Source organism: Variovorax sp. VRV01, assembly GCF_014852545.1.
Lineage (GTDB): Bacteria > Pseudomonadota > Gammaproteobacteria > Burkholderiales > Burkholderiaceae_C > Variovorax > Variovorax beijingensis_A.
The window spans coordinates 58,504-84,626 of sequence record NZ_JACVBS010000020.1 but is presented as its reverse complement, the minus strand read 5'-3'; the positions used below and the strand labels follow the sequence as shown (position 1 = coordinate 84,626).

Sequence of the window (26,123 nt, the reverse complement as noted above, 5' to 3'; positions counted from 1 at the left end):
TGAGTTCGAAACGCATGGTGCATCGCCCATCGCATGCACACCAGTTGAATCTGACAAACTACGGATTCAGGAATTCTGAATCCCCTTCCAACGAGGAAAGTTGCACGATGCGCGAAATCAACCTCGACCGCCTGCGAACGCTGCTGACGGTGATCGATCTCGGCTCGTTCGCGGCGGCGGCCAAGGCACTTCATCTGGCACCGCCCACGGTGACGCTGCACGTGGCACAGCTCGAAGCCCGCCTCGGGGCCCGCCTGCTGCACCGCGCGCCGGCCGGCGTCACCGCGACGTCCGCCGGCAGCTTGCTGATCGACAGGGCACGGCGGCTGCTGGCCGAAGCCGACGACCTGCTGCAGACCGTTCAAAGGCAGATCGCGGCGCGCGGCGGCCGCGTCCGATTGGGCGCGTCCACCGGTGCGCTCGCGCACCTGCTGCCGCAGGCCTTGGAGGCCTTGGCCGCCCGGCATCCGGAGATCGACGTGCAGGTCGCGGTGATGACCAGCGAGGAAGCCCTGGCGCGGCTGGCCGCCGGAAGCCTGGACATCGGCATTGTGGCTTTGCCGCAGCCGGTGCTCCGCGGCCTGCGCGTGCAGGCCTGGCGCAAGGATCCGGTGCTGGCGTTCATCCCGGCCGATTGGAAACCGCCGCCGCACGTGACGCCGGCCTGGCTCGCCGCCCGGCCCTTGATTGCCAATGACCGCGGCACCCGGCTCTTCCGCCAGACCGCCGAATGGTTCGCCGCGGCCGGCGAGAGGCCGCAGGCGCGCATCGAATTGAACTACAACGACGCGATGAGGAACCTCGTGGCAGCAGGCTACGGCGCCGCGCTGCTGCCGCACGAGGCAGGCGCGCCGCCGCCGGATCGGCGCATCAGCATGCGACCGCTGCGGCCGGCGCTGTCGAGGGCGCTGGGCATTGCGCATCGGACCAGGCTGGACGACGATGCGACGGAGTTGACGCTTCGGGCCTTGTTGGGGATGAAAGAGCATTGAAAGTCGTTTTCGTTGCGCCTTGCGGCGGATCGCTTCGCCAGCTTCGCCCCGGCCGGAGTGACTAAGATCAGGCCGCGCCACCCCGACGGCCAGGGGCGCACCCTGATCAACCATTCCCCAGAGAGTTCGCCGCATGAAGTCAGCAGGGCTGAAGGGCACCGTTTCCATTGAGCTCGTGCATGAGGCGATTCGCGCCGCCGCGCTCAGGAACATGGACATCAGCGGCGTGCTCGAGATCGCAAGGCTGGACCGCGATCTGCTGAATGCGCCGCGCGCGCGCATTTCGGCGGCTGCGTACTCGCGCATGTGGGTGGCGCTGGCCGACCTGATGGATGACGAGTTCTTCGGCCTGGACAGCCACGGACTGCGCCGCGGAAGCTATGCGCTCATGACGCGCGCAGCGGTCAACTCGGAGAACCTGGAGCACGCCCTGCGCCGGATCCTCCGGTTTCTTCACGCCAACCTGGACGACTTTCGCGGGGAGCTGGTCCGATCAGCGGACGAGGCGCGCGTGATCCTGCACGACGGTGGCGTGCTGCGCCGGCTGTTCGGCTACGGCACCTGGTTCATCCTCGTCCACGGGCTGGCATGCTGGCTCGTGCACAGGCGAATCCCGTTGCGCGAGATGCGGTTCCGCTGTCCGCCGCCGGCCGACGACAGCCACTACCGCACGCGGTTCTGCGAGAACGTGCAGTTCAACGCAGAGACCACGCACATCACCTTTGCCAGCGACCTGCTCGATCTGAAGATCGCGGAATCCCCCCAGACCGTCGACAACTTCCTGCGGGCAGCGCCCGCCAATCTGCTGGTCAAGTACCGCAATGACGCGAGCACCAGCGCACAGGTGCGGCACCGGTTGCGCAGCCAGATGCCCGATGCGTGGCCCGAGCTGGAGAAGCTCGCGCAAGAGCTCTGCGTTTCCGGCGCCACGCTCCAGCGCCGATTGCAGCAGGAGGGGCTGAGCTACCAGCGGGTGAAGGACGATCTGCGGCGGGACATCGCGATCGACCTGCTGTCGAGCGCCCCGCTGACGGTGGCCGAGGTCGCCGCCCGCACCGGATTCCGGGAGACCAGCGCCTTTCATCGCGCCTTCAAGAAATGGACAGGCGTGAGCCCCGGAAGCTATCGCTCCTCTGCGCACGCGCGGGAATAAGCGCCCGGCGCCCGCCAGTGACGTCCGCATGCCCGAAAGCCCCGGCCGGATCGAGGCCTGCGGGCATGGGCATCGGGCGCTTGCGGAACTAAGCTCCTCGGCAGTCCGGCAACGAGGAAACCCGCAATGAACCGAATGATGGCGCCGCCGCTGGGTGCGCAGGCGCTGCAAGGCGCAGTCGATTGGGCAATTGCCACGCGGCGCAGCATCAGGGCGTACCTGCCCAGGCCGGTGCCGCAGCAAGAGATCGAAGCGATCCTCTCGACCGCGCGCTACAGCGCTTCCGGCATGAACATGCAGCCCTGGCATGTGCATGTGCTGACCGGGGCTGCGAAGGCCGGCCTGTCCGCAGTGATCGCAGCGCTCGACGACGATCCCGGCAGAACGGAGGAACTGCTCGAGCCCTACGACTACTACCCGCGCGAATGGCTCTCCCCGTACCTGGAGCGGCGCCGCAAGGTGGGCTGGGACCTCTATGGGCTGCTTGGCATCGCCAAGGGCGACAAGCAGCGCATGCACATGCAGCACGGGCGCAACTACCGTTTCTTCGATGCGCCCGTGGGCCTGTTCTTCACGATCGACCGCGCACTGCAGGAAGGAAGCCTGCTGGACTGCGGCATGTTCCTGCAGAGCGTGATGATCGCCGCACGCGGCCGCAACCTCCACACCTGTCCGCAAGCCGCGTTCCTGAAGTTCCATCGCCAGATCGCCGAGTTCCTGGACATTCCCGCGGGCCAGATGCTCGTCTGCGGCATGAGCCTGGGCTACGCCGACGAGTCCTCCATCGAGAACGCGCTGGTCACCGAGCGGGAGCCGGTTTCCGCCTTCACGGCATTCCACGACAGCACGAAGGAGACAAGGACATGAGCGCGCCATCCTATGCAAAGGGCCTCGACCGCTGCGAGGCGAACCATGTACCGCTGACCCCGCTCGGCTTTCTCGACCGCGCCGCGCTGGCCCATCCCAACCGCCCGGCCGTGGTGCACGGCGACCTGACGCGGACCTGGGCGCAGACGCGGGAGCGCTGCCATCGCCTGGCATCGGCGCTGGTGGCCAGGGGCATCCAGCCGGGGGACACGGTTTCGGTGCTGGCGCCGAACACGCCGGCGATGCTGGAGTCGCACTTCGGCGTGCCGCTGGCAGGTGCCGTGCTCAACGCGATCAACCATCGCCTGGATGCAGAAGGCATCGCGTTCATCCTGCGTCACGGCGAGTGCAAATTGCTGATGGTCGACCGCGAATTCTCCGCAACGGTTGCCGCCGCCCTGGCGCTGCTGGACAGCCCTCCCCCGGTCATCGACATCGAAGACCACCTCGCGCCGCCCGCCGAACGCATCGGCGAGACCGACTATGAATCGCTGCTGGCGAGCGGCGACCCGGAGTTCCCCGGCCGCTGGCCGAGCGACGAGTGGCAGCCCATCGCGCTGAACTACACCTCGGGTACGACGGGAGACCCGAAGGGCGTGGTCGCCAGCCACCGCGGCACCTACCTGATGAGCCTGCTGCAGATCACGAACTGGGCGATGCCGCGGGCGCCGAAGTACCTGTGGACGCTGCCCATGTTCCATGCGAACGGGTGGTGCTTCACCTGGGCCGTGACGGCGGCGGCCGGGACCCACGTCTGCCTGCGCCGGGTGTCCGCCGAAGCGGTGCTGCGGGCCATCGACACGCACCAGATCGACCATCTCTGCGCGGCGCCGGTCGTGATGGCCATGCTCTCGGATTCAGCCCGGAACATCCGGCTGTCCCGCAGCGTGCGGGTACTGACTGCGGGTTCCCCGCCGCCGCTGGCCGTGCTGAACGCGGTGCTGGCGATGGGCTTCGAGGTGGAACACGTGTTCGGCATCACCGAGGTTTGCGGCACGCCGGTGAGTTGCGCGTGGCAGGACGGCTGGGACGATCTTGAACCCGCCGAGCAAGGCAGGCTGCGGGTGCGCCAGGGCGTGCGCGCCGCCATGTTCGAAGGCCTCATGGTCGGCGACGCGGACACGCTGGAGCCGGTCCCTCGCGACGGAAAAACCGCAGGAGAACTCATGCTGCGCGGCAACACCGTGATGATGGGCTACTTCAAGAACGAGGCGGCGACACGCAGGGCGCTCGCCGACGGCTGGTTCCGCACCGGCGACGTCGCGGTCCTGCATGGCAACGGCTATGCGCAGATCACCGATCGTTCGAAGGACGTGATCATTTCGGGCGGCGAGAACATCTCCTCCGTGGAGGTCGAGGATGTCGTTCATGGCCACCCGGCCGTCCTGCACGCCGCCGTGGTCGCCCAGCCCGACGAGAAATGGGGCGAGGTGCCGTGCGTGTTCATCGAACTCAGGGCCGGCATCCCGGCACCTTCCGAGCAGGAGATCATTGCGTTCTGCCGGGAGCGGCTGGCCCACTTCAAGTGTCCACGCCGGGTGATCTTCAGCAGCTTGCCGAAGACGGCCACGGGAAAGATCCAGAAGTTCCGCCTGCGCCAGCAGGCCGGAAGCCAGGAGGCCATCACCGGCCTCGCGCGCCATGGTTGAGTTCGAACCCGCTGCCCGCGCCCCTGTCGAGCCCGGCTACCGCTTCTCGCGAATCCACACTTTCGACGAAGAGCAAGTCAGGGCCTTTGCCTTGGCCGCGGGAGACGAGAACCCGCTGCACCACGATGCGGTGTTCGCAAGGGGCACGCGCTTTGGCGGACTGATCGCAAGCGCCACGCACACCACCTCGCTGCTGATGGGATTGACCGCCACGCATTTCGCGAAGAAAGGACATGTGCTGGGCATCAACTTCTCGGTCGATCTGCTGCGGCCCGTATCAGCGAGCGAGACGGTGCTGATCGAGTGGCGCGTTTCGTCGATCGCGGCCCGTCCCAGAGGCGGCAGCATCATCGAACTGCAGGGATGCATGAAAGGGTCGGACGACCGGACCCGCGTTCTCGCGCACGGCACCGTCCTGCTGACCGCCGGCGAGTGACGGCCTCAAGGACGCAGCGATTCCTTCAGGATGCGCCGCGCCAGCGTCGAGCGGTGCACCTCCGACGCGCCGTCATAGACGCGAAAAGGCCGCATCTCGCGCAGGATCATTGACACGGGAGAGTCTTCCGACATGCCGAGCGCGCCCATGATCTGCGCAGCGCGGTCCGCCACCCGTCCCACGGCCTCGGACACGAACACCTTGACCATGGCCGACTCGTGCTTGATGCTTTGCTTCGCATCGAGCTTCGCGGCCGCGTGCCAGGTCATCAGGCGCGCGGCATGCAGGTCGATGTGCGAATCGGCCACCATCGCCTGCACCTGCTGCAGTTGGGCGAGCGGCTGCCCGAACGAGTGGCGCCGGTTGGCGTAGTCCTGCGCCAGCGCCATCGCGCGCGAGGCGCGGCCGATGAAGCGCATGCAGTGCGACAGGCGCGCCGGTTCGAGCCGCGCCTGCGCCTGGGCAAAGCCCCGGCCCGCCTCGCCCAGCACCGCGCCGTCGTCGACGAAGCAGTCCTGCAGTTCGATCTCGCCATGCCCGCCGATCTGGAATCCGTCGATGCTCGCGATGTTGCGCACCACGCGGTAGCCGGGGTTGCCGGCATCGACGATGAAGATCGTCGCGCCCTCGCCCGTCTTCGCCAGCACCAGCGCGAAGGCGGCGCCGACCGCCCCGCTGATGAACCACTTGCGGCCGTTGATGACCCAGCCGCCGGGACGGCGCTCGGCCACCGTCTGCAGCATCGACGGGTCGGACCCTGCACCGGGTTCGGGTTCGGTCATCGCAAAGCACGACCGGGCCTCGCCGCGCGCGAGCGGCACCAGGTAGCGCTGCTGCTGCGCCGGCGATCCTTCGGCCAGCAGGTTGATCATGTTGGGCTGGTCCGGCGGTGCGCAGTTCATGGCCAGTGGCGCCAGGAAGCTCCGGCCGGCCTCTTCGAGCACCACCGAACGATCGCGCCAAGACAGGCCCAGCCCGCCCCACGCCACCGGCAGCTGCGGTGCGTAGATGCCGGCCTCCATGGCCTTGGCGCGCAATGAATGGACCGCGGCTTCCAGCGCGTCCAGGTCGTGCGCCAGTGCCGGGCGCTCGCGCGGAATGGCCTCTTCCTCGACGAAGCGCCGCACCGCCTCGCGCAATGCCGGAAGACGGTCGCTGTAGCCGAACATCAGGCGCCTTCGCCGCCGTAGCCGGCCTTGGCCAGCGTGCGCCTGGCGATGTTGAGCTGGTGGATCTGGCTCGTGCCTTCGTACAGCCGGAACAGCCGCACGTCGCGGTAGAAGCGCTCCATGCCGTGGTCTGCGATGTAGCCGTAGCCGCCCAGCATCTGCACGCAGCGATCGGCCACGCGGCCGCACATCTCGGACGCGAAGTACTTGCAGATCGACGCCTCCATCGTCACGTCGATGCCCTCGTCGCGCTTGCGCGCGGTGTCCAGCACCAGCGCACGGGCCGCATGGATCTCGGTCTGGCTGTCGGCGATCAGCGCCTGGATCAGCTGGAAGCCCGAGAGCGCCTGGCCGAACTGCCGGCGCGTGGACACGAACGCCACCGCATCCTGCAGCATGCGGATCGCCGGCCCGATGCACAGAGCCGCGAGGTGGATGCGCTGCTTGTTCAGCACCTTCATCGCCGTCTTGAAGCCCTGCCCTTCGCGCCCGCCGATGACGTTCTCCGCCGGCACGATGCAGTCGTTCATGTGCACCTCGGACACGGGCGAGCCCGCCTGCCCCATCTTCCGGTAGGCCGGCCCGGTGCCGAGCCCGGGCATGCCGCGCTCGACCAGGAAGGCCGTGACACCGCGCGCCGACAGGTCGTGGGGATCGGTGCGGGCCATCACCGTGAAAAGGCCGGCGATCGGCGCGTTGGTGATGAAGCACTTGGTGCCGTTGAGCACGTAGTGGTCGCCCTCGCGCCGCGCCGAGGTGCGCAGCGACACGGCGTCCGAGCCGGCCTCGGGTTCGGTCAGCGCGAACGCGCCGGTCAGCTCGCCGCTGGCCAGCCGCGGAAGGTAGCGCCGCTTCTGCGCCTCGGTGCCGTCGGCCACCAGGGCCTCGGAGCCGATGCCGGTGTTGGTGCCGACCCGCGCCCGAAAGGCCACCGAGCACTGCGACAGCTCCATCGCCGCCAGCACCAGCTCTTCGGTCGTCATGCCCGCCCCGCCATAGGCCTCGGGGATCGAATAGCCGAACAGGCCCTGCGCCGCCATGTCGGCCACCAGGTCGGCGGGCACTTCGTCGGCGTCGGCCACGCGCGCCTCGTTCGGCACCAGCCGCTCGCGCACGTAGCTGCGCAGGCTGCCGAGGAATTGCTCGAACGCTTGGGGATCACGCTGCATGATGTGTTGCTCCTTGCTTCATGGGGTGGATGCGCGCGGACCTCAGTCCAGCTTGGTTCCGGTGGACTTGACCAGCGCGGCCCACGAGGCCGTGTCGGCCTTGATGAGCTCGGCAAACTGCGCCGGAGTGTTGCCGACCGGCTCGGCGCCCAAGGCCGCCAGGCGATGGCGAAGCTCGGGCTTTTCCAGCGCCTTCGTCGTGGCGGCATGCAGGCGCTCGACGATGGCGGTGGGCGTCGCAGCGGGCACCATCAGGCCCTTCCAGGCACCGAAGCTGAAGCCCTTGACGGACTCGGAAATGGTCGGCACGTCGGGCGCGGCCGTGGCCCGCTTGTCGGTGGACACCGCCAGCGCCCTGAGCCTGCCCGACTGCACATGCGGCCACAGGGCGGGCATGTTGTCGATCATCATCGCGATCTGGCCGGCGAGCAGATCGTTCATCGCAGGGCCCGTGCCCTTGTACGGGACGTGGACCATCGTGGTGCCGGTGAGCTGGTTGAACCACTCGCCGGCCAGGTGGGACGGGCTGCCGTTGCCCGCGGAGCCGAAGCTGACCTCCTTCGGCCTGGACTTGGCATAGGCGATGAACTCGGGCACCGTCTTCGCCGGGATCTTGGGGTTGATCGCCATCAGGTTGGGCTCCTGGATCAGCAAGGTCACCGGCCGCAGGTCCTTCGCGGGGTCGTAGGGCATCCTGGCGTAGAGGCTCGGGTTGATCACCGTGGGGCCTGCCGCCGCAATCAGCAGCGTGTAGCCGTCGGGCGCCGACTTGGCGACGTAGTCGCCGCCGATGTTGCCGCCGGCGCCGGCCTTGTTCTCGACGATGACGGGCTGCCCCAATTCGGGAGCGAGGGCCGCGGCCAGCAGCCGCGCCAGCACGTCGGTGGAGCCGCCCGGTGCAAAGGGCACGATGAGGCGGACCGGCTTGGCCGGATAGGAAGCCGGGTCGGCGTGCACCGCGGAAGCCGCGGCCAGCAGGCAGGCGGCAGCGAGCATGAACATCTTGCGCATGGGGTCTCCAGTTGGTTCTTTGCCAGGGCCCGGAGACTACGCAGCGGCATCACATATGGAAAACGATGTTTCTCTATCTTGAATGCCGCCGCTCGCCGGCATGCCATGCCGGACGTAGCATTCACCGCGCAACACCAGCCCCACATGCCTGCCGCCCGCCACCCCGACCCCGACTTCGCAACCACGCTGCAGCACGGCCTGCAGGTGCTGCACTGCTTCACCGTCGGCGAGCCCGCGCTCGGCAACAAGGAACTGTCGGAGCGCACCGGGCTGTCGAAGGCGACGATCTCGCGGCTGACCTACACGCTGGCGGCCCGCGGCCTGGTGGTCTTCGATGCGCACCTGCGGCGCTATCGCCTGGGCTCCACCGCCCTCACGATCGGCTATCCGCTGATGGCGAGCCTGCGCATCCGGCAAGTCGCGCGCGGCCGCATGAAGCAGCTGGCCGACGAGGTCGGCGGCTCGGTGTCGCTGGGCATGCGCGACCGCACGCGGATGGTCTACGTCGAAACCTGCCGCGGCCACGACCTCAGCGCCTGGCGGCCCGACATCGGCGCGGCCGTGCCGATGCTGTCGACAGCGATGGGGCGCGGCTGGCTCGCGCACGCGCCGCCGCAGTTGCGCGACGCCGTGCTGGCGCAGATCGAGGCTTCGGAGCCCGGCCAGGTGCGGCTGTACGAAGCCGACCTGGTGCGGGCGCAGGCCGACCTCCAGCGCAAGGGCTTCTGCGTGTCGCGCGGCGCCTGGCGCAGCGACGTGCAGGCGGTCGGCGTGCCGATCCGCATTCCCCAGGACGGCGAGACGCTGGTGCTCAATTGCGGCGTGCTCACGTCGCGGCTCGGCCCGCGCCAGCTCGAGCAAGGCGTGGGCCCGCGCCTCGTCGCGCTCGCGCGCAGCGTGGAAGCCGACCTGGATGCCGCGGCATGAAAGATGAGGACACCAAGGACCGCCAGTTCGCCACCACGCTCGCGAGCGGCATCGACCTGCTGCTGTGCTTCCATCCAGGCGAATCGAGCCTCGCGAACAAGGACTTCGCGCAGCGCACCGGCCTGTCCAAACCCACGGTCGCGCGCCTGACGCACACGCTGGCGCTGCTCGGCTACCTGCGGCGCGACCCGGCCAGCGCCAGGTACCGCCTGGGCGCGGCCGTGCTCGGGCTGAGCCATCCGCTGCTGGCCAGCATGCGCATCCGCCCGATCGCGCGGCCGATGATGGAAACGCTGGCGCGCGAGATCGAAGGCGCCGTCTCGCTGGGGCTGCGCCACCGCATCCACATGGTGTATGTGGAGACTGCGCGCAGCAGCGAGGACTTCGTGCTGACGCCCGACATCGGCGCGCCGCTTCCCATGCTGGCCACCGCCATCGGGCGCGCCTGGCTGGCGCGCGCCGCGCCCGAAGCCCGGCTGTCGGTGCTGAACCAGATCCGAGTCGCCGCGCCGGCCGAGTTCGAGCGCCACGCCGCGGCGGCCGAGCTGGCACGCGACGAGCTGGCACGCGACGGCTTCTGCAGTGCCCGCGCCGACTGGCAGCCGAACCGGCATGGCTTTGCCGTGCCGCTGCACGGCCTGGTGGACGGCATGCAGTTCGTGCTGAACTGCGCCGTGGCAACGAAGCGCGGCAGCTTCGCGCAGATGCGCCGGGAGGTCGCGCCGCGGCTGCTCACGCTGGCGCACAGCATCGAACTCTCGCTGGGCCTGCGATAGCGCACGTCAACGCCGCGTTCAGGATGTCGAAACATGAGTTGCGGCAAATGGAGCGCGCAATGAGACTCCGATGCATGCCATCCGACGCCCGCCAACACACCGCCGCCACTGAGTCCGCGTCCGCCACGCCACAGGGGCCGCTCGGCGGCATCCGGATCCTCGACATGGCCACCGTGATCGCGGCGCCCTTCTCGGCCTCGCTGTGCGCCGACATGGGCGCCGAGGTCGTCAAGCTGGAACTGCCCGAAGGCAACGACCCGCTGCGTTCGCTCTCGCCCACCACGCCGGACCACGCGCTGTTCTGGAAGGTCTCGAACCGCGGCAAGAAAGGCGTGTCGCTCGACGTGCGCAAGCCGGAAGGCCGCGCGCTGTTCCTGCGGCTGATCGCGTCCTTCGATGTGCTGGTCGAGAACTTCCGCACCGGCACGCTCGACAAGTGGGGACTCGACGCGCCCACGCTGTGGTCGGTCAACCCCCGGCTCGTCATCCTGCGCCTCACCGGCTTCGGCCAGACCGGCCCGTATGCGCAGCGCCCGGGCTTTGCGCGCATCTTCGAGGCGATGAGCGGCTTCGCGCACCTGACCGGCGAAAGCGGCCGCAGTCCGCAGCACATGAACTATCCGCTCGGCGACGTGATTGCGGGCCTGTTCGGTGCCTTCGCCATCTCCACCGCGATCGCGGAACGCCATCGCCACCCCGACGCACCGGGCCGGGAGATCGATCTCGCGGCGACCGAGGCCATGTTCCGGCTGCTCGAAGCCCTGCCGGTCGAGCACGAGGTGCTGGGACAGGCGCGCAGCCGCTCGGGCAGCCGGGCCACCTACACGGCCCCGTCCAACATGTACCGCACGGCCGACGGCCATTGGGTCACGATCGTGGGTTCGTCCGACCCGATCTTCAAGCGCATCTGCCAGGCCATGGGCCGGCCGGCGCTGGCGCACGACCTGCGCTTTGCCACCACGCCGGACCGGGTCCGGAACATCGACGAGATCGATGCGATCGTGGCCGCCTGGTGCGAGGGCCAGACGCTCGCAGAACTGTCCGAGGCCCTGACCCGCGGCGGTGTTCCCCACAGCAAGGTCTATGCGGTGGACGACGTGATGGTCGACCCGCACTTCATTGCGCGCGAAGCCGTCATCCGCCTGCCCGACCCGGACCTCGGGTCGCTGCCTGCGCCTGCGATCGTGCCGCGCTTCTCGGGCTTCAGGCCCGCGGCGCCGCGCACCGGGCCGGCGGCCGGCGAACACAACGCGGAGATCTACGCGGCGCTGGGCCTTGGCAGCGAAGCGCTGGACAGGCTGCGGCGCGAGGGCGTGATCTGAACGGGCGCTGCCTATGACGCGGCAACGGCCTCCTTGACGAAGTCGGCGTAGCGGCGCAGAGGGTGGCCGATGATGGCCTGCAGGCGATCCGCTGCACCGTCCGCGCCGTGCATGCCGAACTTCTGGATCCCGGCCATCATCAAGCGCATGTCGTAGGCCAGCCAGGATGGCCCGAACGAGGCCATCTGTCCTTCGAAGGCCGCCACGTCATCCCCGCCGTAAGCCACTTCGCGGCCGAGCGCGGCGCTCCAGACCTTGGCCACCGACGCTCCGGTCCACAGCTCGGGCCCGACCAGCTCGAGCGTCATGCGCGGTGACGGCGCGGGCGCGCGATCGCGGCGCAGCAATTCGGCAACGGCGACGTCCGCGATGTCCCGCGCATCGATCATCGCGACACCTGTAGAGCCGATCGGCATCGGGTAGACGCCGTAGCCCTGGATCACCTGCTGGACCATGCGCTCGTTCTGCATGAAGTAGGCCGGACGAAGGATGGTCGCCGGAATGTCGAGGCTCTCAATCATTCGCTCGACCGCGTGCTTGCCGGTGAAGTGCGGCACGTTGGTGAACTTGTCCGCATGGATGACCGACAGGTAGACGATGCGCTCGATGCCGGCTTCGCGCGCCAGGTTCAGCATGACGAGGGCCTGCGTCACTTCATCGGGCGTGACGGCATTCAGCAGGAACAGCGTGCGCACCGAAGACAGTGCCGCGCGCAGCGAGGGCACGTCGGTCAGGTCGCCGACGACCTCCTGGACGCCCGACGGGAAGGCTTGCTTTCCGGATGTGCGAACGAAGGCGCTGACCTCGGCGCCGGCAGCGGACAGGCCTTGGACGACGAGGGAACCGATGGTGCCGGTGGCACCCGTGACGAGAATGCTCATGGAAATCTCCTGGGAAGTTAGAGAGGAAAAAAAAGATCGATCAGCGCGAGAAATCCGCGACCACCTTGCCGATGCGAGGCTCGGTGCGGTTGCGTTCGATGGCCGCGGGGATGTCGCCGAAGCCCACGACTTCGCCGAGCTTTGAGATCAGCGTGCCTTGCGCGATCTCCGCCGCCAGCCGTTCCAGCAGGGCGGCATCCGGCTTGTTCATGAACCACAGTCCGCGGCGCCCGGGCGGCGTGCGTGCCAGGATGTCGGGCGAGGACGTGCCGACGATCGCGCCGTTTTTCGCCAGCACCTGCCACGAGCGAGCGAGCACTTCGCCGCCGACGTAGTCGAGCACCAGGTCGATGTCGCGCGCGACCGACTCGAAGCGTTCGCTCCGGTGGTCGATGACGTGGTCCGCGCCCAGGCTGCGCACGTATTCGAGGTGCGCGGTCGACGCCGTGGCGAAGACTTCGGCGCCTGCCCGCTTGGCGTACTGCACGGCATAGCCGCCCAGCCCTCCCGCCGCGCCGTGGATCAGGATCCGCTGGCCTGCGGTGATCGGACCCGCGTGGTACAGGCTCTGCCAGGCGGCCACGGCCGCGACAGGAACACCGGCCGCATGGACGTCGTCCAGGCCCTGGGGCGTGCGCACCAGGTTCGCCTCGTCGACGCTCACGAAGTCGGCATATGCACCGAGCCCGCCCAGCGGGCCCATGACGCGATCGCCCACGCGAAAGCGCGAGGCGCCGGGGCCGAGCGCCTCGACGGTGCCTGCGAGTTCGATGCCCAGCACGGCGGGAAGCTGAAGCGGGAAAGCCTCCCGGACGAAGCCTTCACGAACCTTCCAGTCGATGCCGTTCACACCGGCGGCCCGAACGCGGACCAGGACCTGGCCCGGCCCGGCTGCGGGCTTCGCGATCTCGGCGACCTCTGCAGCGGCAGCGCCGCCATAGGCCCGGATCAGCACAGCGCGTTGCGTGGTGGTGGTGGTCATTTCAATTTCCTCATTCGAAGTTGCGATGAGGAGAAGATAGGCCGTTGCATCGGTAAAACAAAGACGCGAAAATGAAGACACCTCGTCTCAAATCCGGAACACATGGACCTGAACGCATTGACCGACTTCGCGCTCGTCGCAGCCAATGGCGGCCTCGGAAAGGCAAGCCGCGCGAGCGGCAGATCCAAGGCGACGCTGTCGCGCCGCATCGCGGACCTGGAAGAGCAGCTCGGCGTGCGGCTCATCGAGCGCAGCGCCCGCGGGCTCAAGCTCACGGAAGCCGGCCAGATGCTGATGGACCGCACCGAAGGGCCGATGCACGAGGTGGCCGACGCCATGACTTCCGCGCGCGAGGGCCTGTCGGTGCCGCGCGGGCGCTTGCGCATCGCCTCGCCGGTGCTGTTCTCGCAGCTGGCGATGGGCCGCATCGGCGCCGAGTTCTGCGCGGCCTACCCCGAGGTCGCCTGCGAGGTGGTGGCCGACGACCGCCTGGTCGACCTCGTCGAGGAGCAGTTCGACGCCGCGATCCGGATCAATCCAGGCCCCGACAGCAGCCTTGTGGGCCGCTGCTTCGCCAAGGACCGGCTGGTGGTCGTGGCCGCGCCCTCCGTGCCCGTGCCGAAGCGAGGCAAGGGCAAGGTCAGCCCTGCTCCGGGCATCGTTTCAACAAGCTTCCAAGGCGGGAATTGGACGCTCGACGACGGACGCCTTGTCGTGGAGCCGATCCCGAAGCTCAGGCTTTCATCGTTCCTGATGATCCGCGACGCCGCGGTCGCCGGCGCCGGCGCTGCGCTGATCCCGCAGTCCATCGCGTGGAACCAGCTCACGCGCGGAGAGCTGGTCCAGTGGGGCATGGTTTCGGGCGCGGAGGTCGCGCTGTGGGTCCTGCACACATCGAGGCGGCTTCCCGCGCCGAAGGTTCGCGCGTTCGTCGAATTCATGTGCGGGCAATATCCGCAGGGGTCTCTTGTGCTGAATGGATAGAACTCAGCAACCGTGCCCCATGAACCGCCGGGCTAGCCTTTGAGATAGCCGGTCACGAGGCGCGCACCCTCGTCGATGAGCGCGTCCATCCGATCGCCGGTCAACGCTTTGGAGTGGTGCAGCACCGCGTTGTGCGTCAATGCCTCGATCGTGGTGACGCAGACAAATGATGCGAGCTCCAGGTCGTCGACGCCCAGTTCGTCCCGCGCCGCCTCGAGGTAGGCCCTGAACAGGCTGAAGTTCTCACGGCTGAACGTCTCCAGCTTCTCGAGCCTTCCCACGCGCGGGATCTGCTCTGCAAGTACGCGGTGCAGCGCGGGGTCGAGCCGATGCGCTGCAACCGCGACCGCGACGAATCGGCGTATCGCCTGGTCCAGCGGCTGGGCCCTGACCTGCGCCAGTTCGCTGCGGACCATCTGCATGATCTGCTGCTGGTGGCGCTCGATCACGGCGGCGACGAGTGCCTCCTTGCTCGGGAAGTACTGATAGAGCGAGCCGATGCTCACCCCCGCGACTTCCGCGACGCGGTTGGTGCTCGCCTTGTCGAAGCCTTCCTTGACCAGAATGCGAGCAGTTGCCTCGATCAGGCTGCCGACCGTCGCGCGCGATCGCTCCTGAACCGCGGTTTTCCTGGGCTTGGTGACGGGTTTTCTTGCCATGTTCCGCAGCCGTCAATGCGAGTAGAAAAAGCGAATGATCGCTCATATTCTTGGCAGACGCGCAAACACCCCAGGAGACCCATGACATGCACGACACATTGCACCGCCTCTTCGGATTCAAGGCTTGGGCCGACGACCAACTGCTGACGGCGCTCGCCGGGCTCGGCGACAGCTCCCCGGTCACCGCACTGGCCATCAAGGCGTTGAGCCACACGTATGTGGTGGACCGCATATTCGCCGCCCACCTCAGGCGAGAAGGCCACACGTACCCGTCGGCCAACCTGAGCGAGATGCCGACGCTCGCAGCCCTGGCCGCCGATCTCAGAAGAAGCGACCGGGAATACATCGACCATGTCTCGACGCTCGATCCCGACCAGCTGGCCGAACGGATCGACTTCGCGTTCACCGACGGCGCACCGGGGCGCATGTCCCGCGAGGAGATGCTCATGCATGTCCTCATGCACGGAGCGGGCCATCGCGGACAAGTCAGCGCAGTGATGCTGCTCCATGCAGTGCCGCCGGCCAAGGATGGCTTCACGGCGTACCTGCACGAGGCCGAAGCGCCGGCGAGAAGGCGGGTTGCCGCCTGAATGGCGAATGACGGATGTGGCTGCCGTCGGCCAGCCACCACCGCGCGCTTGCCTCGCGGCATCGCGCGGATCGCGGCGTGCGCCACGAACTCCGCGCTTTTCCAGGGGCCCCTGGTCAGGGTTGCCATCCACGTGGGCCGAGGCATGGTCGAGCAGTACGGGGCGCCGTGCCTGTCACAAGGCCATGTGCCCGCCCGTCTAAGAGGTGTTCCCCCAACCCTCAAGCTACAAGGAGCTCAACATGTCCCCAGCACGACTCGACTACCACGCCCTCGCGCCCGCGGCAGCGCGCGCCGGTACCCAGTTTTCCCACGCCGCCGGCCGTACGCTGGACAAGCGTCTGCGTGAACTGGTGAACTTGCGCATCAGCCAGATCAACGGCTGCGCTTTCTGCATCGACATGCACTGGGCCGAGCTGCTCAAGCAGGGCATGGACCCGCGCCATGTCAACGCTGTGGCCGGCTGGCGCGAGGCGGAGCGCTTCTTCAGCGAAGCCGAGCGCGCCGCCTTCAACTGGGCGGAGGCCGTCAACGCGTTGCCGCAGCGCACGCCCAACGACGCGGACTTCGACGCAGTGAAGCGGCACTTCAGTGACGCACAGATCGCGGACCTCTCGTTCGCGGTCTGCGCGATCCGCTCGTGGAACATGCTCAATGCCAGCTTCCACACGCAGGTGCCCGAAACGCCGTACACCGTCGGCTGACTGCCGCAATGGTTGCGTCGCAGGTTTCTCCGACGTTCAATCGGTGAGTGATGCGCCGTTGCCGGCGCTTCGTTCAATCCGCAGCGAGGCGCTTGAACAGCGCCTGAAGCAAGCCGAGATTCGACGCATCCGCGGCCACGGCATCTCGGCGGAACGAACTGCTGTCGTAGGGCGAATAGCTGTTGATCGGGTTGTCGATGGCCGGGCGCACGGGCACGACATAGGTGCGAACCTTCCCATCGAAGCTGTACCGCTCGTTGTTGCGCGGTAGCGGCGCCAGCGCCGAATCCTTTGCCAAGGTGTCGGCAAGATGGCGCCTGACGCTTTCCGTATCGACGCCGTAGGGCCCTGCGCTCTCCACGACAACGCTCTCCGGTCCAGTGCGAGCAGCCAATTTTTCGGCGGCGAGGCTCCCAGTTGGCGACTGGCTGGCGACCTCACCGGCGACCGCGGCAGTCATGGCGAAGAGCGAACCGGCGCAGAGGGCGAGTGCCATGCGGCCGAAAGTGAAATCCAAACTCATCAAGAACTCCCTCGCCCGGGTGGCACTGCGGAAATCGAGGTTATAGCCGAACGGGCCGACCTGCCCGATGAAGGCATCGATCGGCTGATACCACTTTGGCCATTTTTGCGAATGCAGGCACGGTGCCCGAAGGGGACACCAAGGTCAAGGCATGCCTGCTGTTCCCGAACCGGCGCAGAAGGGATTCCGCGCCCCGGCAATCCCAGGACACGCTGTAGCGGCCTGCGCTGACATGGCCCGGATCTCTTCACGCCAGAATTCGTGCATGGCAACCCGGAAGCCACCCGCCTTGAAGCGAAAGCCCCTGCCGAGCAGCACGGGCCGTGGCATGAGAACAGAACGGCTTCGCCTGTCCAGCGGAACCGAACTGTCGTTCACCACCGCAGGCGAGGTGTCCAGACCCGCCTTGCTGCTGCTGCACGGAACCCCCAACTCGGCCCGGCTGTTCCGGGCGGTCGTGCCCGCGCTGTCGCAGGCCGCTTTCGTGATCGCACCGGATCTGCCCGGCCATGGCGAGTCCGACCCGCTGCCGGCCCCCTCGTTTCCCGCCATTGGCCAGGCGATTTCCGAACTGCTGGATTCGCTCGAGATCGGTCCGCGATTCATCTACCTGCATGACTGGGGAGCGCCGGTGGGCCTGCAGATCGCGATGCAGGCGCCAGAGAAAGTGCTGGGCCTCATCGTGCAGAACGCCAACGCGCATCGAACGGGATGGGGACCGGGATGGGCCGCGACGCAGGCCTACTGGACGCAGCCCAACGCAGAAAACCAGGCGGCGGCGACCGCGCACCTGACCCTCGCGGGCACACACGACACTTACATCGCCGGCGTTCCGCCGGAAGTGGCCGAGCGCATCCCCGCTGAACACTGGGAAGAGGATTGGCAAGTGATGAACCTGCCGGGACATATGGACACCCAGCGGGCGCTGATCGCGGACTACGGGAACTATGCCACCCGCTTCGACGCCATCGCCAAGTACCTCGAGCATTGGCAGCCCCCTGCCCTCATGGTGTGGGGAAGGCACGATATCTATTTCGACCTGGCCGAGGTTCTGTCCTGGATGCGTGCGCTGCCCAGGATGGAAGCCCATGTCCTGGACGCAGGCCACCTGCTGCTCGAAACCCATGCGGCCGCGGCCGTTGCGCTCATGCTTGACTTCATCAGGCGTATCCAGGCCCCAATGAGCTGCAATGATCTTGATTGACAACCTAGGACACACGTCCTACAGTTTGCGCCTTCTTTAGGTCAACTGTCCTATTCGATCTTGCGTACCCGCGACAGCATCGTTCAAGCCGCCGACGCCTTGTTCTACGAGCGCGGTTTCGAGCACACGTCCTTCGCGGACATCGCGGATGCCGTGAGGATCTCGCGCGGCAATTTCTACTATCACTTCAAGACGAAGGACGAGATCCTGACGGCGGTCATCGCCGCGCGAATGGAGCGCACGCGAGCGATGTTGAGTCAGTGGGAGACGGAAGGCGAGGGCCCGCAGGAGCGCATCCGCCTGTTCATCACCCTGCTGATCCGCAATCAAGCCAAGATCATGCGCCATGGCTGTCCGGTCGGCACCCTGTGCACGGAACTTGCCAAGCTCGGGCACCCGGGACAAGGCGAGGCCAACGCCATCCTGGATCTCTTCCGCGTGTGGCTGCGAGGGCAGTTCCGCCAAATGGGCCGAGGCAAGGAAGCGGATGCGCTCGCCCTGCATCTCCTGGCGCGCAGCCAAGGAGTGGCGGTGCTCGCGCAGTCCCTGCGCAACAAGCAATTTGTACAACAGGAGGTGGCACTCATGAGTGCCTGGGTCGAGTCCTGCTCGCCCGTGCAGCCAACTGCCTCCGGTCGTTCGTGTTAGCCATCTGTTCAAGAAAGGTCATTCATGTTCTGTGTGTTTCTCAAGTTCTCGAGCAACAAAGGCCAGGCATCACGCCACATGGCGGAGCACATGCGATGGATCGAGCAGGGATTTGAAGATGGCGTCTTCCTCCTGACAGGCAGCCTCTCGGGCAACCAGGGTGGCACCGTCCTGGCACACAACACCACCCGCGAGGCGCTGGAGGAGCGCGTAGCGATGGATCCCTTTGTAGCGCAGGACGTGGTCAAGGTCGAGATCGCGGAGATAGTGCCCGGCAGGGTCGACGAGCGCCTGCAGTTCCTGGTGGAACGTACCTGAAATGGGCTCGACTCTCCTCGGGCTCGATGGACAGCCGCGGTGTCGCTGGTGCGCCGCCGCTCCCGAGTTTCTCCACTATCACGATACTGAATGGGGCTTTCCCGTCACGGATGACCACCACCTTTTCGAGAAGCTGTGCCTGGAAGGCTTTCAGTCGGGCCTGAGCTGGCGCACCATTCTGGTCAAGCGAGAGAACTTCCGGCAGGCCTTCCTGGGCTTCGATTACAGGCGCATCGCGCGCTTCGGCGCACCTGATGTCGAGCGATTGCTCGGCGACAGCGGCATCGTGCGCCATCGCGGCAAGATCGAGGCTGTGATTCACAACGCGCGCATGGCCGAGGAGATGGCGCAGCGCGAGGGATCGCTGGCGTCTTACTTCTGGCGCCATGAGCCGGACCCTGCGCAGCTCGCAGAGCCGCAAACCGCTTCCGCGTCCTCGCAGGCCTTGTCCAAGGTCTTGAAGAAACAGGGCTGGAAGTTTGTCGGGCCCACCACCGTGTATGCCTTCATGCAGGCTGCAGGGCTGATCAACGATCATGCTGCCGACTGCGTGACACGCGCCCGGGTCGAACAGGCGCGCCGTGCGCTTACATTGTCGGCTGCTTGAACCTTCACGAGATCGCAGATAAGCCCCTCGTCGCATGCAAGATGAGGCTGCGCGCGAGCTTCCCCGATGCGGCGATACAAGGCACCTCAAAAAGCGGTCGTTCGCACCGGCAAGTCGGAGCCCAAAAGAGCCCCGCCTTCCGATATAAATCACGCGGCGTGCACCCTTGCGGTACTCCTGAGCAAGCTCGCCATGCTCCCTGCCAACGCAGCCAGAGCCGCCATCACCAAGCCCCAGTGCACCGCGCTGTGGGATGGCAGCAGCTCGAACATCAAGCTCATCAACAGGCTGCCGAGCGTCAGCCCCGTGAGCCGGGCGGTGCCTTGCGCGCCACCGGCCGCACCGCTGCGCTCCCTGGGTGCCGAGAGCAGCATGTTCTGGTTGTTCGGTGTCTGGAAGAAGCCGAAACCCAGGCCTGCGAGGCTCGTGAACGCAGCGATCGGCAGGGCCGGGTTGCCGTGCAGCGGCCACAGCGCACACAGGGCCAGGCCGCTCGCGAAGCATGCACTGCCGGCCGCGCACAGCCAGGCGCCGGGCACGCGCTGGGCCAGGCGTGCCGACAGCGGCGCGGCCAGCATCACCGCCAGGGGCCAGGGAGTCATCAAGAGGCCGGCCGTCACCGCGCTCTGGCCGAGTTCGTGCTGGATGTAGAACGGCAGCGCCACAAGGCCGGCCATCTGGCCGGTGAAGCAGCACACGGAGGCAATGATCGAGACCCGAAAGGAATGCACGCGCAGCAGGTCGAGCGGGATCAACGGTGCCGCCTTTGGCATTTCGCGCCGCACCAGCCAGACCATGCAAACGGCCGACAGCGCGAGCAGAGCGCCGCCGTGCAGCGGCTGCGCCACCAGCCGGTCGCTCCCCAGCACGAAAGCCGCGAACATGACCGCATTGAGCGCGATGCTCCAGCCATCGATGCGGCGCACCGAGCGCGCCGGGCTCGGCAACCCCGCACAAGCGGCGAGCACGAGGAGGCCGATCGGCAGGTTCACCGCAAAGAGCCACGGCCAACTCGCCGCGGAAAGTATGAAGGCGCCAAGGGCGGGTCCCGACGCCGAAGCGGCTGCGACGGCGAGTGCATTCCACGCGATCGAGCGCGCCAGCAGCCGGCGCGGATAAGTGAAGCGCAGCAACGCCAGCCCCAGTGGCATCACGGCCGCACTGCCCAGGCCCTGGAGGCACCTCGCGGCCACGAGCCATGGCAGCGATGGCGCCAACGCGCACAGCACCGACGCCGCGGTGAACAGCGCAACGCCACCCGCGAAGACCCGCCGATACCCGAAGCTCTCCCCGACCGCAGAAGCCGGCAACAGGAACATGACCACAGCCAGTTGGTAGGCGGTGATGATCCAGACGGCATCGGCGGGTGTCGCCTGCAACTGCTGGGCAATGTTTGGCAGCGCGATGTTGGCAATGGCGCCATCGAGCACCACCAGCACGCCCGCGCCCAGGATCGCGGCGACGGCCAGGCAGCGCCGCGGCAGCGGCAGGCCGTCGGCGTCATGCGCCGCGTTCGCATCGTTCGCCTCCCGGGGTTCGACGGTGGGCGAAGCGGTGGAGGAGGAGTTGGATCGAAGTGTGGATGTCAGCATGAGTCCAGCTTAGGACTGCGCACACGGCTTGCACAGCGCGCGGCGCGCAGCTTGTTCCTGCATGCGGCGCCTGTCGAAATCCTCGCGGCCGTGCTAGCTTCGGGCATGCCGACAGAAGCCGACCTGAACCTGCTGATTGCGTTGAACGCACTTCTCTCCGAGGGCAGCGTCGCGAAAGCTGCCGAGCGCCTGGGCCTGAGCGAGTCGGCGATGAGCCGGGCGCTCGCGCGGCTGCGGGAATCGACCGGGGACCCGCTCCTGGTGCGCGCGGGCCGCGCCATGGTGCCCACGCCGCATGCGCTGGCACTGCGCGATCGCGTCAGGGAGCTGGTGCAGGAGTCGCGCGCGGTGCTTCAGCCTGCCGGCGCGAACATGGACCCCCGCACGCTCCGGCACCTGTTCACGATACGGGCCAACGACGGCTTCATCGAGGGCTTCGCGCCTCAGCTGGTGGCCCGCGCCGCGCGCGAGGCGCCCGGCGTTCGCCTGCGCTTCGCGCCCAAGCCCGACAAGGACGTCCGTCCCCTGCGCGAGGGGTTGCTCGACCTGGATATCGGCGTTCTCGGCGAGTCGGGCCCGGAGGTCCGCGTTCAGGCGCTCTATCGCGACCGCTTCATCGCGGTCGTGCGCGAGGGCCATCCGCTGCTCGCCGGACCCGAGATCACGGCCGAGCGCTACGCGGCCTGCGACCACGTGGTCACTTCACGCCACGGCCGGAGCGTGGGACCGGTGGACGACGCGCTCGCGGCAGTGGGCCTGGTGCGCAATGCCGCGGTCGTGGTGCCCAGCTTCGGTACCGCCCTGTCGATAGCGGCCGCGACCGATCTGGTTGCATTGATACCGTCCTCCTACTTCGAACACCTGAGGGCGCGCGGCACGCTGCGCTCTTTCCCCCTGCCGATGCCTACGGAGCCGATCACCGTGTCGCAGATGTGGCATCCGCGCCTGGATCGGGATCCTGCGCATCGGTGGCTGCGCGGGATGGTGCTGGAGGTTTGCCGGCCGCTGGACGAGCGGACAAGAGCGCAGTGATTGCATTGAATGCATCGACCTTGAACGCCGGCATCGCCGCCGAACGCGGGGCTCCGCAGGACCGTCACAGCGACAGCGGCAGCCCCAGGTGCCGCTCGTACATCAGGTCCCGGTGCCGCAGCAGCACAGCGTCCAGCGCCGCATCGGTCACCGGCTCGCGGAATTCGAAAGCCTGGCGCGTGACGGGGTCCATCTGGCAAACCGCCTGCGGCAACGGACGCATCAGCGCCAGCGCGGTCGCGCTGTAGATGTCCACGGCGCTAAGACTTCTGCCGATGTAGTAGTCGCTGCCGGCCGCCTGCTGTGCCTTCAGGCGCGCTGCCAGCATCTTCAGCACAGCCACCACACGCCCGGGTGCACTCGCGCCCGCCTGCGGACTGAAGCCGTATTTCTTGCCGATGTATGCGGCGGCCTGTGCGGCGAAACCGCCCTCTCCCGCCAGGCCGGCCTGCACCAGCTGCAGGCGGCGCGACCACGCCAGCCCCTGCTCGCCGCAGATCTCGTGGGCCAGGCCGAACATCAGCGCCCGGTCGGCCGCATCGGCCGGGAGAAGCGAGGGCTGCGGCGCGAGCCGCTCGCACAGGAGCAGGATGTCCGCCCAGCCCGAGCGCGGCGCCTCGTTGTTGCAGATGGCCACGGGCGCGCTGCGCTGGCCGGCCCACTCCTTGAGTCGCGGGCTGTCGTAGGCCAGGCGCACCGCTTTCCACGGGATGCCTTTCACATGCAGGATGCCCTTGGCCGCCTCCGACCAGGGGCTGGGAATATGCCCCACCACCACCATGCGCAGGCCGGTGCCGGCAATGGCTTCTTCAACGCTGCTGTATTCGATGCTCATGCGCGCATTTTGTGCGATGCCCATGGCCTCGAACGGTGGTTCGCGAGGCACCGCCCGCGCTAAACTTCAGCCCCCTTCTTCTTGCAGGAGACGACCCCATGGCCCGATTGCTCGTGCGCAGCTTCGGCGTTTCGCTCGACGGTTTTGCCGCCGGCCCGGACCAGAGCCTGGAGCATCCGCTGGGCGTTCGCGGTCCCGAACTCATGAACTGGTTCTTTCCCACGCGCGTCTGGCAGCAGATGCAGAAGACGGGCGAGGCCAACGGCGAGACCGGCATCGACAACGAGATGGCCGAACTGGGTTTCGCCGAGATGGGTGCCTGGATCCTCGGGCGCAACATGTTCGGGCCGGTGCGCGGTCCCTGGCCCGACGAAAGCTGGAAAGGCTGGTGGGGCGACGAGCCTCCCTACCACGTGCCGGTCTTCGTGTTGACCCACCATGCCCGCGCGCCGCTGACGATGCAGGGCGGCACCACCTTCCACTTCGTCACCGGCGGCATCCACGAAGCGCTCGCGCTGGCGCAGGCCGCCGCTGGTGGGCGCGACGTGCGCGTGGGCGGCGGCGTGGCAACGGTGCGCGAATACCTGAAGGCCGGCCTGATCGACGAACTGCACCTGGCCGTGCGTCCGGTGCTGCTGGGCAAGGGCGAGGCGCTGTTCGCAGGCCTGGACCTGCCGGCGCTGGGCTACCGCTGCGATCGGCAGGTGGCAGGCGAGCGCGCCACGCATGTGTTTCTGCGCCGCAGCGCGCCTTGAGGGATCAGGCCTTCCTCAGCGCCCGTCAGACGGGGTGCCAGGGCAATCCGTAACCCAGCTGACGCTCGTGCCTCAGTGAGAGCAACACCACTTCTTTCTCGGAATGGGCATAGAGCAGGACGTGACGAGCCAGCACCAACTCCCGCAACACAGGCAAGCCAAGTGCCTCGGCAGTTTGTCTTGCCTGCTCAGCTTGAAACTGCCCCCAGCCCGACTTGGCATCGAGGAATCGAGCAGGTCGCCCGCTTGTGGGCGCGAACGAAAGAAGCGCGCGCGCTTTGACCACTTCAGCCTGCAATTTCTTGAAGCGCGCCGGCGCAGAAGCGTCGTCCTGTGCCTCCATGAAGCTACGTGCAGCATGCAGGCACACCAGAAAGTTCGGAACCGCCCGAACGCTTGCATTGACAGGAATGCTCACGGCGCCGTTGCGACGCCGAGTGCCCGGTCCAGTTCCTCGTCAGACACGAACTGGCCTGCCAAGGCCTGCCGCAGGCCGGTGATGGCGTCCTCGGCCAGCACAAGGCTGGCGTGCTCCGATTCGAGAGCATGGTAGTAATCCAGCCGGCGTGCATCGACCAAGGCAACGTAGCTCGCGCCGTTCTTGGTCAGCACCTTCTCCGAGCCGCTGCCGACCACGTCTTCCGCCAGTTCGGTGAGCCGGGCACGCGCTTCGCTGATGGGAACAATGTCCGATGCTCTCAATGGCATATTGCAGTATCCGTTAATGTTTGCTTTAACGTCAGTCTAGCGTCCAATCCTCCACCCTGCAAACGCCCATTCACGCAAGCGCCATCGCCTCCACCTCGACCTTGAACCCGAAGTGCAGCGGCCCAGTCGGTACGATGGCCCTGGCCGGGCGCGAGGTTCCGGCCCACTGCGCGTAGATCCTGTCGAAGGCCGGCCAGTTGGCGATGTCGTCGAGATAGACCCTCACCTGCAGCAGTTTGTCGATGCCCGAGCCCGCGGCCAGCAACGCCGCCTGCACATTCGCCAGCGTCTGTGCCACCTGCGCCTCGAAAGCCGCATCGGTCAGGCGCTCGCCGTCCGGCGTGATCGGCAGCTGCCCGGCGATGAAGACCAGGCCACCGCCGATGGCAGCGTGGCTGTAGTGGCCGCCCGGCCTGGCCAGCGCGGGCACGGCGACATGGACCGGGCCCGGCATGTTGTGCGACTCGGCGGCGTTCTCACCAGCCATGGAAACGCTCCCAGGTTTGCACCGTGCCGTCCGCGGCCAGCGCCTGGTAGGCGGGAAACTGCGCGCCGGTCGCGCAGGCATGGTTGGGCAATATGCGCAGCCGTGTGCCGACCGGAAAGCGCGCGACGATGTCCGTGTCCGCAGCGCCCTCGCGCGACAGGATGCCGTGCTCCTGGTTGGCGGCCGACAGCAGGTAGCCCTCGATTGGCATTCCGTCCACGGTGCACACCTGGCCATAGCCATAGTCGCGTTGCTGCCTGCCCGTGCCCCGGTCGCGGCTCATGGCCATCCAGCCGGCATCGACGATGGCCCAGCCCTTGTCGGCCTGGTGCCCGATGACGGTGGTGAGCACGCTCAGCGCAATGTCTTCGGTGCGGCAGACGCCCACGTTGCGCATCACCAGGTCGAAGAAGACATAGACGCCGGCGCGCAGTTCGGTGACGCCTTCCAGCGACGCGGCTTCCAGCGCCGTGGGAGTGGAGCCTACCGAGACGATGGGGCACGGCAGGCCCGCTGCGCGCAGGCGTTCCGCAGCCTGCACGCAGCCGGCACGTTCCTGCTCGGCCAGGGCGGCCAGGGCCTCGGGCGTATGCAGTTCGTAGCTGGAGCCCGCATGCGTGAGCACGCCGGCCAGGCGCATGCCGCCCTCGTGCAGCATGCGGCCGACCTCGAGCAGGAGATCCTCGCCCGGCTTGATGCCGGAGCGGTGGCCGTCGGTGTCGATCTCGATGAGAACTTCGAACGCGTGTCCACGTGCGCGGCCGTACTCGGCGATGGCCCGTGCACCTTCGACGCTGTCGGTCAGGATCTGCAGCGCGCAGCCGCGCTGGCAGAGGTCCAGCGCATGCGCGAGCCGGTGCGGCGCCATGCCGACGGCGTAGAGGATGTCGGTCACGCCGTGGGCGAAGAACTGGTCGGCCTCTTTCAGCGTCGACACCGTGATGCCCGCCGCGCCGGCGGCAAGCTGCGCGGCGACCACGTCGGCGCATTTGCTGGTCTTCACGTGCGGGCGAAAGCGCACGCCCAGCGCGTCGGCCTGCTGCTGCATGCGCGCGATGTTCCGTTGCATGCACGGCAGCGACACGATGGCTGCGGGGGTGTCGATGTGGGCGAGATCTTGGGAGATGTTCTGCATGTTGCTCAT

The 26,123-nt window shown here is 67.5% G+C and carries 30 protein-coding genes; 17 read left to right on the top strand and 13 right to left on the bottom strand.

Annotation, left to right across the window (positions count from 1 at the left end):
* The first annotated feature begins 107 nt into the window (after positions 1-107).
* From IB278_RS27860 to IB278_RS27840, 5 genes are all read left to right on the top strand, one after another.
* A complete protein-coding gene (locus IB278_RS27860; protein WP_192326894.1) occupies positions 108-992 on the top strand; it encodes a LysR family transcriptional regulator in 885 nt (294 codons plus the stop codon).
* A 133-nt stretch (positions 993-1,125) separates the two neighbouring features.
* Complete coding sequence (locus IB278_RS27855) at positions 1,126-2,145, top strand: AraC family transcriptional regulator (RefSeq protein WP_192326891.1); 1,020 nt, start codon at positions 1,126-1,128, stop codon at positions 2,143-2,145.
* 126 nt (positions 2,146-2,271) lie between these two features.
* The gene (locus IB278_RS27850; protein ID WP_192326888.1) at positions 2,272-3,012 is read left to right on the top strand and encodes a nitroreductase; all 741 of its coding nucleotides are present in this window, start codon (positions 2,272-2,274) and stop codon (positions 3,010-3,012) included.
* Positions 3,009-4,661: an AMP-binding protein gene (locus IB278_RS27845; protein WP_192326885.1), complete on the top strand. Its 1,653-nt coding sequence runs from the start codon at positions 3,009-3,011 to the stop codon at positions 4,659-4,661. The genes IB278_RS27850 and IB278_RS27845 overlap by 4 nt, the downstream gene beginning before the upstream one ends.
* Positions 4,654-5,097: a MaoC family dehydratase gene (locus tag IB278_RS27840; RefSeq protein WP_145747130.1), complete on the top strand. Its 444-nt coding sequence runs from the start codon at positions 4,654-4,656 to the stop codon at positions 5,095-5,097. Before IB278_RS27845 ends, IB278_RS27840 begins: the two co-directional genes overlap by 8 nt.
* 5 nt (positions 5,098-5,102) lie before the next feature.
* Here the strand turns inward: IB278_RS27840 and IB278_RS27835 are convergent, their stop codons facing one another.
* Genes IB278_RS27835 through IB278_RS27825 form a run of 3 tightly spaced genes read right to left on the bottom strand, consistent with a single transcriptional unit; the run spans position 5,103 to position 8,446 of the window.
* Positions 5,103-6,266 (bottom strand): acyl-CoA dehydrogenase family protein, encoded by a 1,164-nt coding sequence (locus IB278_RS27835; protein WP_192326882.1) that lies wholly within the window; start codon positions 6,264-6,266, stop codon positions 5,103-5,105.
* Positions 6,266-7,435 (bottom strand): acyl-CoA dehydrogenase family protein, encoded by a 1,170-nt coding sequence (locus IB278_RS27830; RefSeq protein WP_192326879.1) that lies wholly within the window; start codon positions 7,433-7,435, stop codon positions 6,266-6,268. Before IB278_RS27830 ends, IB278_RS27835 begins: the two co-directional genes overlap by 1 nt.
* Positions 7,436-7,477: 42 nt before the next feature.
* Positions 7,478-8,446 carry a Bug family tripartite tricarboxylate transporter substrate binding protein gene (locus tag IB278_RS27825; RefSeq protein ID WP_145747133.1) on the bottom strand — a complete coding sequence of 323 codons (969 nt, stop codon included), beginning with the start codon at positions 8,444-8,446 and terminating at the stop codon, positions 7,478-7,480.
* A 144-nt stretch (positions 8,447-8,590) separates the two neighbouring features.
* On the opposite strand from IB278_RS27825, the gene IB278_RS27820 reads away from it, so the two are divergent.
* The 3 genes from IB278_RS27820 (at position 8,591) to IB278_RS27810 (ending at position 11,471) form a co-directional block, all read left to right on the top strand.
* On the top strand, positions 8,591-9,373 hold the full coding sequence (locus tag IB278_RS27820) for an IclR family transcriptional regulator (RefSeq protein ID WP_192326876.1): 783 nt from the start codon (positions 8,591-8,593) through the stop codon (positions 9,371-9,373).
* Positions 9,370-10,149, top strand: a complete 780-nt coding sequence (locus tag IB278_RS27815) for an IclR family transcriptional regulator (protein ID WP_192326873.1) — start codon at positions 9,370-9,372, stop codon at positions 10,147-10,149. The genes IB278_RS27820 and IB278_RS27815 overlap by 4 nt, the downstream gene beginning before the upstream one ends.
* Before the next feature lie 74 nt (positions 10,150-10,223).
* Positions 10,224-11,471: a CaiB/BaiF CoA transferase family protein gene (locus IB278_RS27810; RefSeq protein ID WP_192326870.1), complete on the top strand. Its 1,248-nt coding sequence runs from the start codon at positions 10,224-10,226 to the stop codon at positions 11,469-11,471.
* A gap of 11 nt (positions 11,472-11,482) precedes the next feature.
* On the opposite strand, the gene IB278_RS27805 is transcribed toward IB278_RS27810, so the two are convergent.
* Both IB278_RS27805 and IB278_RS27800 read right to left on the bottom strand, forming a co-directional pair.
* On the bottom strand, positions 11,483-12,352 hold the full coding sequence (locus IB278_RS27805) for an SDR family oxidoreductase (RefSeq protein WP_192326867.1): 870 nt from the start codon (positions 12,350-12,352) through the stop codon (positions 11,483-11,485).
* 40 nt (positions 12,353-12,392) lie between these two features.
* Complete coding sequence (locus tag IB278_RS27800; protein ID WP_192326865.1) at positions 12,393-13,334, bottom strand: NADP-dependent oxidoreductase; 942 nt, start codon at positions 13,332-13,334, stop codon at positions 12,393-12,395.
* A gap of 102 nt (positions 13,335-13,436) precedes the next feature.
* On the opposite strand from IB278_RS27800, the gene IB278_RS27795 reads away from it, so the two are divergent.
* Positions 13,437-14,318, top strand: a complete 882-nt coding sequence (locus tag IB278_RS27795; RefSeq protein ID WP_192326863.1) for a LysR family transcriptional regulator — start codon at positions 13,437-13,439, stop codon at positions 14,316-14,318.
* A 32-nt stretch (positions 14,319-14,350) separates the two neighbouring features.
* Here the strand turns inward: IB278_RS27795 and IB278_RS27790 are convergent, their stop codons facing one another.
* Complete coding sequence (locus tag IB278_RS27790) at positions 14,351-14,977, bottom strand: TetR/AcrR family transcriptional regulator (RefSeq protein ID WP_192326861.1); 627 nt, start codon at positions 14,975-14,977, stop codon at positions 14,351-14,353.
* An 86-nt stretch (positions 14,978-15,063) separates the two neighbouring features.
* Here IB278_RS27790 and IB278_RS27785 point away from each other — a divergent pair, with 86 nt between their 5' ends.
* Both IB278_RS27785 and IB278_RS27780 read left to right on the top strand, forming a co-directional pair.
* The gene (locus IB278_RS27785; RefSeq protein WP_192326859.1) at positions 15,064-15,567 is read left to right on the top strand and encodes a DinB family protein; all 504 of its coding nucleotides are present in this window, start codon (positions 15,064-15,066) and stop codon (positions 15,565-15,567) included.
* Between the two features lie 241 nt (positions 15,568-15,808).
* Positions 15,809-16,270 (top strand): carboxymuconolactone decarboxylase family protein, encoded by a 462-nt coding sequence (locus IB278_RS27780; RefSeq protein WP_192326857.1) that lies wholly within the window; start codon positions 15,809-15,811, stop codon positions 16,268-16,270.
* Positions 16,271-16,343: 73 nt separating this feature from the next.
* On the opposite strand, the gene IB278_RS27775 is transcribed toward IB278_RS27780, so the two are convergent.
* Positions 16,344-16,793 carry a hypothetical protein gene (locus IB278_RS27775; protein WP_192326855.1) on the bottom strand — a complete coding sequence of 150 codons (450 nt, stop codon included), beginning with the start codon at positions 16,791-16,793 and terminating at the stop codon, positions 16,344-16,346.
* Between the two features lie 289 nt (positions 16,794-17,082).
* Between IB278_RS27775 and IB278_RS27770 the strand changes: the two genes are divergently transcribed.
* Genes IB278_RS27770 through IB278_RS27755 form a run of 4 tightly spaced genes read left to right on the top strand, consistent with a single transcriptional unit; the run spans position 17,083 to position 19,570 of the window.
* Complete coding sequence (locus IB278_RS27770; RefSeq protein WP_225613215.1) at positions 17,083-17,997, top strand: alpha/beta fold hydrolase; 915 nt, start codon at positions 17,083-17,085, stop codon at positions 17,995-17,997.
* 60 nt (positions 17,998-18,057) lie between these two features.
* On the top strand, positions 18,058-18,645 hold the full coding sequence (locus tag IB278_RS27765; protein WP_209503207.1) for a TetR/AcrR family transcriptional regulator: 588 nt from the start codon (positions 18,058-18,060) through the stop codon (positions 18,643-18,645).
* 24 nt (positions 18,646-18,669) lie between these two features.
* Complete coding sequence (locus tag IB278_RS27760) at positions 18,670-18,963, top strand: YciI family protein (protein WP_192326854.1); 294 nt, start codon at positions 18,670-18,672, stop codon at positions 18,961-18,963.
* A 1-nt stretch (position 18,964) separates the two neighbouring features.
* Positions 18,965-19,570, top strand: coding sequence for a DNA-3-methyladenine glycosylase I (locus IB278_RS27755; protein ID WP_192326853.1), 606 nt, complete (start codon positions 18,965-18,967; stop codon positions 19,568-19,570).
* A 149-nt stretch (positions 19,571-19,719) separates the two neighbouring features.
* On the opposite strand, the gene IB278_RS27750 is transcribed toward IB278_RS27755, so the two are convergent.
* Entirely contained in the window at positions 19,720-21,162 is a 1,443-nt protein-coding gene (locus tag IB278_RS27750) for an MFS transporter (protein ID WP_192326852.1), read from the bottom strand.
* 105 nt (positions 21,163-21,267) lie between these two features.
* Here IB278_RS27750 and IB278_RS27745 point away from each other — a divergent pair, with 105 nt between their 5' ends.
* Complete coding sequence (locus IB278_RS27745) at positions 21,268-22,194, top strand: LysR family transcriptional regulator (RefSeq protein ID WP_192326938.1); 927 nt, start codon at positions 21,268-21,270, stop codon at positions 22,192-22,194.
* A gap of 64 nt (positions 22,195-22,258) precedes the next feature.
* Here the strand turns inward: IB278_RS27745 and IB278_RS27740 are convergent, their stop codons facing one another.
* Positions 22,259-23,029: a hypothetical protein gene (locus tag IB278_RS27740; protein WP_225613214.1), complete on the bottom strand. Its 771-nt coding sequence runs from the start codon at positions 23,027-23,029 to the stop codon at positions 22,259-22,261.
* Positions 23,030-23,127: 98 nt separating this feature from the next.
* Between IB278_RS27740 and IB278_RS27735 the strand changes: the two genes are divergently transcribed.
* Entirely contained in the window at positions 23,128-23,784 is a 657-nt protein-coding gene (locus IB278_RS27735; protein WP_192326850.1) for a dihydrofolate reductase family protein, read from the top strand.
* A gap of 25 nt (positions 23,785-23,809) precedes the next feature.
* Here IB278_RS27735 and IB278_RS27730 read toward each other — a convergent pair whose 3' ends face one another.
* The 4 genes from IB278_RS27730 to IB278_RS27715 form a co-directional block, all read right to left on the bottom strand.
* Positions 23,810-24,202, bottom strand: coding sequence for a hypothetical protein (locus IB278_RS27730; RefSeq protein ID WP_192326849.1), 393 nt, complete (start codon positions 24,200-24,202; stop codon positions 23,810-23,812).
* Positions 24,199-24,492 (bottom strand): type II toxin-antitoxin system Phd/YefM family antitoxin, encoded by a 294-nt coding sequence (locus IB278_RS27725; RefSeq protein WP_145747152.1) that lies wholly within the window; start codon positions 24,490-24,492, stop codon positions 24,199-24,201. The genes IB278_RS27730 and IB278_RS27725 overlap by 4 nt, the downstream gene beginning before the upstream one ends.
* 70 nt (positions 24,493-24,562) lie before the next feature.
* Entirely contained in the window at positions 24,563-24,979 is a 417-nt protein-coding gene (locus tag IB278_RS27720) for a RidA family protein (RefSeq protein ID WP_374710120.1), read from the bottom strand.
* Entirely contained in the window at positions 24,969-26,123 is a 1,155-nt protein-coding gene (locus IB278_RS27715; protein ID WP_192326848.1) for a DSD1 family PLP-dependent enzyme, read from the bottom strand. The genes IB278_RS27720 and IB278_RS27715 overlap by 11 nt, the downstream gene beginning before the upstream one ends.